A 6,761-nucleotide genomic window follows, 5' to 3' on the forward strand; every position below is an offset into this window, starting at 1 on the left:
GGGGGATTTCTAAGCGAGGTGCACCGCGCATGGCGGCACGCACTGATGCGGCGAGGTCAGCGCCCCAGGATGCCGTGGGCTCGATTCAAACGCCTGATCAAGAAATACCTGCCCCCGTGCCGGGTTGTTCACCCGCTCCCATCGGAGCGGTTTCACGCCAAAACTTCTGGTAGGAGCCGTATGCGGTAATTCCGCACGTACGGATCTGTCCGGGGGGCGATGGGTAACCATCGTCCCTACCGGAATCTCGTTAGCACAGCTGCTCGAACCAGTGTTGTTCGCTAATGATTGCTAGTGGAGTTCGCTGGGCCCAGTGGGTACACGAACTATTTTCAATCTCAGCGGCCATGGCTTGGACGCGAGAATCCAGATGCATGCGAGTGGTCCAATGATTGGGATCAGAGAGACGTAGGCGTAGGGATCACTGAAGTGCGCGTTTTTGAAAACAGTGCGGAATGGGATGAACCACGCCGCCTCAAAGACGACGAACGCAAGCAAGTAGACCATTGCGATTTACCGGTGAGGTGCTGACCCTGAGCGTGGCGCAATCATATTTATTGTGCGCCGCAACCTGATTTTACCCGCGCGCTGACTCTCGGCAGAGCCCTTCGAAATAGGGGATACCAGACGAGCAACCACCGGTTCCCGCGCTGCCCGCATAGACAAACCGACTCAGCCGATGGAGCCTCCGCAGCCACGACGGGTGGCTTTTTCATGTCAGCTCGCCGGACTCGATTTGCTCCCAATGGCACTTTCCCGAGATTCAGAGCGCATCAGGATCGCGGAATTCGAAGGGGGAGTCGATGTGCAAGCGGGCGTCGCCTGACGCCAGGAAGCGGGGATTGTGATGACCTAAGAGACCGGCTTCACCATCCCCCTGTGACTGCGCGCCATCAAGCCGCCGGGGCAGCGGCGTCGGGCGGTGCGAGCGAAGCGTATGAAGTCGCGAAGGTCGGCCTGATGAGGAGTGTCGCCACGCTCGATGGCTGACATTGGCCAACGGCTCGATTTCGGACGAGGCTGTGGTGAGTCGGCTGAGTGCCCGGTGCGCAGTCATCTAGAATGGCGGTCATCGATGGCTCTGTGGCTATGGTTCGCTTTATCTTACCGAGTCGTCCTAGCCATTCAAGCAATGGGCTACGCGGGCTTGATGGCTTTTCTGTCTCCGTCGTCAATAAGGAGAGCACATGTTAACGTCCTATCCCCCTAAAGGACGGGATTCAGATTTGAAAAGCCTCGCGCGTGGTCATAGGTTAGGCCGCCCGACTCAGTGTACGGGCGCGGCAACCTGGCAGTTGACGAGGACCGTCACGCGCGTGGCGTGCTGCCAGATAAGCGTCGGATCTTTGCGCTCCCATTTATCCCAGGCGCTGTAGGACAGCTTCTTTCTGTTGGCGAAGTGGACGAGGGCGTTATTGTTGTAGGCGTAGATCCATTTGTCCCCATAGCCCGTGGCTTTCATCTTGTCGTAGCTTGTGATCGGGTCAACCGAACCGGCGAATACTATTCCAATCAACAGGCCGGCGTAGTCGAACACTGCGGAGCCCGAAGCGCCGGGGTAGGCGTCCATGCGCATCCGATTAACAAAAGGAAATGCATTCGGGTCACGCCACGGTTGTATCTGACCCCACTTCCGCTGGATAGTAAAGTCGTTCGCCTTGGGATTTGAAAAGCCGGCGTAGAACGCATCCTCGATCTCTTCCGGCACGGACACCGATTTCGATCCAGGGAATAGGCGGAACGACGCAAAGGCTGGGACCTTCTGGTCAATCGAAAGGGCCGCGAGATCGAAGGACGCGTCCTTCGCGAGAACACGGGCACGGTGCCAGGCTTGATCGTAGGTGCGAACCATGATGGTCCCGGGTGTGCAGGGAGCGATCACGTGTGCATTCGTGAAGAGGTGGCCAGAATCATTGTAGAAGAACCCTGTCCCGCTGCTGATTTGTGCGGCGTTGGCCATGACACCATTTAGGCATAGCGCGGCGGTGAATAGATGGCGCCTCATCATTCTTTTGGCCTGCGTGGTCGTGTGGAGTCGTGAATTGTGCCATGCCGCCCACACGCTGAGCGAGCCTCCTGCAATGAAGGCGACATTCAGGCCGATCCGTGGTCATTCGTCGCTTTGCCATGACGTTAAAGGCCGTGCGGCGTCATTCCATACTCGACCGGGGGGACATGCAGGCGCCGGTCGCGCAGGTGAGGGATTCGCGGACAGAGGTCGAAGCCCAATCAATTCCGGATGCCGAAGCCCTGACGGTGGCCCCAGGCCGAAAGCGAGCGCGGCGGTCCATCGGTCTGATTATCGCCGGCCGTCATCAATCTGTCTTGTGCCCGTGCTGGGATTGGTACCCAAGAGAAAAGATGCCTGTCATTTGACGACGGAAAGGGAGGAGAGACATGTCAGTGCTGGATCTGCAATACAACTTCGCCAGCTTGTCACTGCGCGAACTGCTCGAGGCCCGCGACGCCTATCACTTCCATTTGCTGAGCAAAGCAAATGTCGTCGGTACGGCTGTTGGCTACTACCTCATTCGCAAGGAGGAGCCGTGGCCAACCAAGACCGGCGAAGGGAAGAAGCCCAAGACGAAGCTGAAGACACCACGCACGCTCTTCAACTCGGAAGTCAGAGATTACTCCTGGCCCTGCGTGCTCGCTTTTGTCCGCAAGTGGGCCACCGACGAGGAGTTCGGCCCGAACGGGCAATACGATCCTTCTCTTATTCTTCCCAAGACCTTGTACATGCCGGACGGCCGGGCAATTCCCGTCTGCACGGTGGAAGTGGGCGACTTTCACCACTCGCTCATTGACCCCTTCGTGGAAGGGCCGCGGCCCTCTTTTCCATTGGGGGGCGGCTGCCCCATCATCGTCGAGCGGCAGGGTGAGCGCCGCATTGCGACGGCCGGCTGCCTGGTCACCGACGGCAATACCACGTTCGCGCTGACGGCGCGGCACGTGAGCGGAGAGCCGGGCCAAGAAGTTCGGAGTATGCTTCGCGAGGGCGAGACGCGCGTCGGTGTCAGCTCCGGCCGTAGCCTGACGCGCCTCCCATTCAGCGAGGTCTATCCGGAGTATCCGGGCCGGCGCTCCTACGCCGCCCTCGACGTCGGCCTGATTGAAATCGATGAGCTTTCGGACTGGACCAGCAATACCTACGCGCTGCCGCCGCTCGGGCAACTGGCTGACGTCCACGAGGGCAATCTTTCGCTGCGGCTGATCGACCAGCCGGTGGTGGGATACGGTGCGGCCTCCGGCCTCATACGCGGATCGCTGAAGGCGCTGTTCTATCGACATCGTTCGGTCGGCGGCTTCGACTACATAGCGGACTTTCTCATCGCACCGGGCGAGGGGGCTCAGACGCGCCCTGGCGATTCAGGCATGGTCTGGCATCTGGATGGCATCCCGAACGCGCGAGAGAACGGGGACATCCCGCTATCCCAGCGGGATCTGCGGCCGCTCGCGGTGGAGTGGGGCGGCCAGATTCTCGGGGACGCGACCAGGAGCGCGACCTTTGCGGTGGCCACGAGCCTGAGCACGGTGTGCCGTCAACTCGGCGTCGAACTGGTCACGGACGTGGGGCGAGGCGTATCCGGGTATTGGGGACGCACCGGCCACTACAGCATCGCGGCGCTCGCCATTGGCCATATTCGTCACCCGAAGCTCAAGAAGCTGATGGAGGCCAATGCCTCCATCCTGAGCTTCGACCTGAAAGAAATCGAAAAGAAGGGTTTCGATGCATCGGTGGGTAAACTGAGCGCGGCGGACAAGTTCGTGCCGCTGGCCGACGTCCCGGACGAGATCTGGAAGAAGCTCCCCAAGAAGTCGGGGGGGCGCGCCGGCGGGCGCGACACGTCCGGTGGCGTCAGTCGCAGCGACGGACCGGAGCATCCCACGCACTACGCCGACATCGACGTCGCCTACGCACCGCACAGCAAGAACCTGCGCGATTTGTGCCGCGCTCAACCGGCGACGTTCCTGACAGTGGCGGCCTGGCAAAAATACTACGATGACATGGCCGCCGCAGCGCGTGAAGCGGGCAACGAGAGCGAAGCCCGACAGTATTCCAGCAAGCTGAAACAAGGGCTGCTGCCATTCCGGCTCTGGCAGTTCTATGACGCCATGGCTGGCTTTGTCACGAACGGCGACATCGAGGGATTCGTGACTGCCGCTGGCATCGCGGCGCACTACATGGGGGACGCCTCCCAGCCGCTGCATGGTTCGGTGCTGGCGGACGGCGACAAGAACAGGCTAGGCCCCCGCACGGACCCGAAGACCGGAGAAGCGCTGCCTTACGGAGAAGGCGTCCACAGTGCCTACGAAACGAAAATGGTCTCCCGCTTCGCTTCGGATCTTCTGCCGGCAGCCGCTGCCGCGCTTGCCGGATTCGACAAGCAGTTGCCACTCTGCAAGAGCGGCGCCCAGGTCGCGCGCGCGACCATCGAACTCATGCACGATGCGGCCCGCACGCTGCCGCCCCAGGAAATTCTGGATGCCTACGAGGATGCTGGTGGCGGTACGGTAGTTGCTACCCTTGAAGCCATGAACGAGACACTGGCGGAACCGACGGCCAAGCTGCTTGCCGAAGGTGCCCGCTATCTGGCTCTTCTCTGGGATTCAGCGTGGGCCGACGGCGAAGGCGAGGAATTCGCGGAGAGCGACCTTGTCGCACTGGAACCGAAGGCGGTGCGCGCCAGGTACATCAAGTCAAACTTCCTTCCGTCTCTCATGCTGGAGGAGATCGCCGAGGCGCTGAAGCAGTCTGAGTTGGGTCCGGAAACCTGGGAACCGTAGTCGCGGGCTGTACGCTCGATAGTGGCTATCGCCGGAACACGTTCGCATTCTGGCGATAGCCGTCAACAACACGCGCCCGAACCACCGCAACGACAACAGGCCCGCACACACCACCAACAGCGCGCGCAGGACTAGCGTCGGCGACAGGTATCCCATCACTTTGACAGGCATGGCTGACCTCACGACTGACTCAGTCGGGTGAGTTGTAGCAATGCCCTGTGACACTTCGCGGAAGGGCGGTGAGGTTCTGGGCAACCGGAGTTCGCCGAATGTGATGTCTAGAGTGCTCACGGCTCTGGCGAACAGCGGCATCAGATGCGCAACCGCATGTTGTGTGCCGTTTTCGCCGAAGGCGTCCAGGCGATTGTTCCCGATCGCGCGCCGATAGTTTGGGCACTGTGGATTTGCAACCTGCAGAGGCAACCAGCTGGTCTGCGTATGAGGCGGCTCATGTTCGAGTACTCACCGCGAGTGACCGTTCGTCTCGCGCATCTGGGGCCACTGTCGCCATGACTCAGCCATGGAACCCTTGGAACTTAGACGATAAAGAGAATTTCGGTAGCCCAACCGGAAGACCGAGTGTAAGTATCGGCGTCGCCGTTTTTGATGGAAATGCCATGCCTGGTGACACGGCGGGCCAGCTCGTACATTGTGCGTGAGCACGAGAATCGATGGACGCGCGAGCACGGTAAATGATGGTCGGCTGAGGTACGGTCCATAGCCAATGTTGCAGGTCGTCGTCGGTTGATGCTGATGGACGTGGCGATCAAGCGCGGGCGGTCCGGATGCGGAGGTGGAGCGGCTACGCTGATGGAACAAGGGGCCCGGCGGGCCCCTTGTGGTTTGGCCACGCACCGACATTCCCACGGTCCGGCGCTTCGGCGAGCGCGTGGCTGATAGCTTCCTGCGCAACCCGCGCGAGTGGAAGGTAAGGGGCGGGCCGCGCTCGATGGGGATTGAGGGGGCGGCACTGGATGTGCTGCGGCAGATCGATGCGCTGGTGGCCTATCACGCCCCATCGAAGAGATCACGGAGCGACCAGTCCGGGCCGCTGGGGTCCGGATTACGGCATGCGAGATAGAAGCTCCGTGCAGGTACAATTGCGAATCTTGGTCGCAGGCCTTTACGACATTGGCACTTCAGACGTGACTAGGTGATACGGCCCATTCTCTGAGCCATCGAAAACTACCCAGTGCCAGCGATGAAGCCCGCTCGCAGTTGTTTGATGCCGTACCGCCGCCAACGCCTGAACTGATCGTTTGGTGAGATAAGACCAAGAATCGCACTCAACTTTGCGCCCGAGCCGAATACCATTGGACGGCTAGTACCTTTCGCAAATCCGACGCATAGGTACGATGGTCACCGTCGTTGCTGAATTGGATGGCATTTCTCGCATGACTCAGAGGCATGCCAGTGAGCATTGCTACACAAGCGGCACCGCACTCGGTCCTATGTCGCTGTTTGATTTTTCGAAGCGAAAGCATGAACGGTATTAGAAAAAAATAGGGGGAGAAGAGTGTCGCGACGTTCGATCATACCTGTTACAGGTCGCGCCCAATCGTGCCGTCATGTGGGGTGTATTTGGCAGCTCCTGCATTTGCTTATGAGACCAAGTCGCGCTGCAGTTGCGCTCAAGCAGGCCGCCGCTCGGCGGCTTTAACATAACGCCCGCACTGCAGCTGTTGCCGGGGCGTTATGTTTGATGCGCAGGGGCGGCCAGATGTCTATCGGACCGCTGGCGCCCTCAGCTGAGAGGCGACGCGCAGGCGTTAGACACGGCAGAAAAATCGAAATGCGCGGCNGCATACAGGGCATTGCACGCCCAGACTTCCTCGCCGTTCTTGTAAAAGGTGACCCACTTGCCGTCGCTGATGCAATGGGCGCCGGGAAACACCTCATCATGACCATTGCCAGCGTCCAGCGGGAAGGGCGCATGAGGCACGGCCCAGTAGTGGCCGCTCGGTAAGGCTTCG

Annotated in this window: 3 protein-coding genes; 1 reads left to right on the forward strand and 2 read right to left on the reverse strand. The window is 60.3% G+C overall.

Going from position 1 to position 6,761, the window contains the following annotated elements; genetic code table 11:
- Positions 1–1,267: 1,267 nt before the first annotated feature.
- Positions 1,268–1,960: a serine protease gene (locus tag A3A5_RS0109925; protein ID WP_157637179.1), complete on the reverse strand. Its 693-nt coding sequence runs from the start codon at positions 1,958–1,960 to the stop codon at positions 1,268–1,270.
- A gap of 437 nt (positions 1,961–2,397) precedes the next feature.
- Here A3A5_RS0109925 and A3A5_RS38120 point away from each other — a divergent pair, with 437 nt between their 5' ends.
- Positions 2,398–4,788, forward strand: a complete 2,391-nt coding sequence (locus A3A5_RS38120) for a hypothetical protein (RefSeq protein ID WP_018310433.1) — start codon at positions 2,398–2,400, stop codon at positions 4,786–4,788.
- Positions 4,789–6,532: 1,744 nt separating this feature from the next.
- Here A3A5_RS38120 and A3A5_RS44610 read toward each other — a convergent pair.
- Positions 6,533–6,761: hypothetical protein (locus A3A5_RS44610; protein WP_018310434.1), on the reverse strand; the 229-nt coding region annotated here is incomplete at its 5' end.

It is taken from the genome of Cupriavidus sp. UYPR2.512 (assembly GCF_000379565.1).
Classification (GTDB): Bacteria; Pseudomonadota; Gammaproteobacteria; order Burkholderiales; family Burkholderiaceae; genus Cupriavidus.

Bases quoted from the DNA above. Each gene is read 5' to 3' on its own strand.
- A3A5_RS0109925 (WP_157637179.1), bottom strand. From the start codon at position 1,960: ATGGCCAACGCCGCACAAATCAGCAGCGGGACAGGGTTCTTCTACAAT.
- A3A5_RS38120 (WP_018310433.1), top strand. From the start codon at position 2,398: ATGTCAGTGCTGGATCTGCAATACAACTTCGCCAGCTTGTCACTGCGC.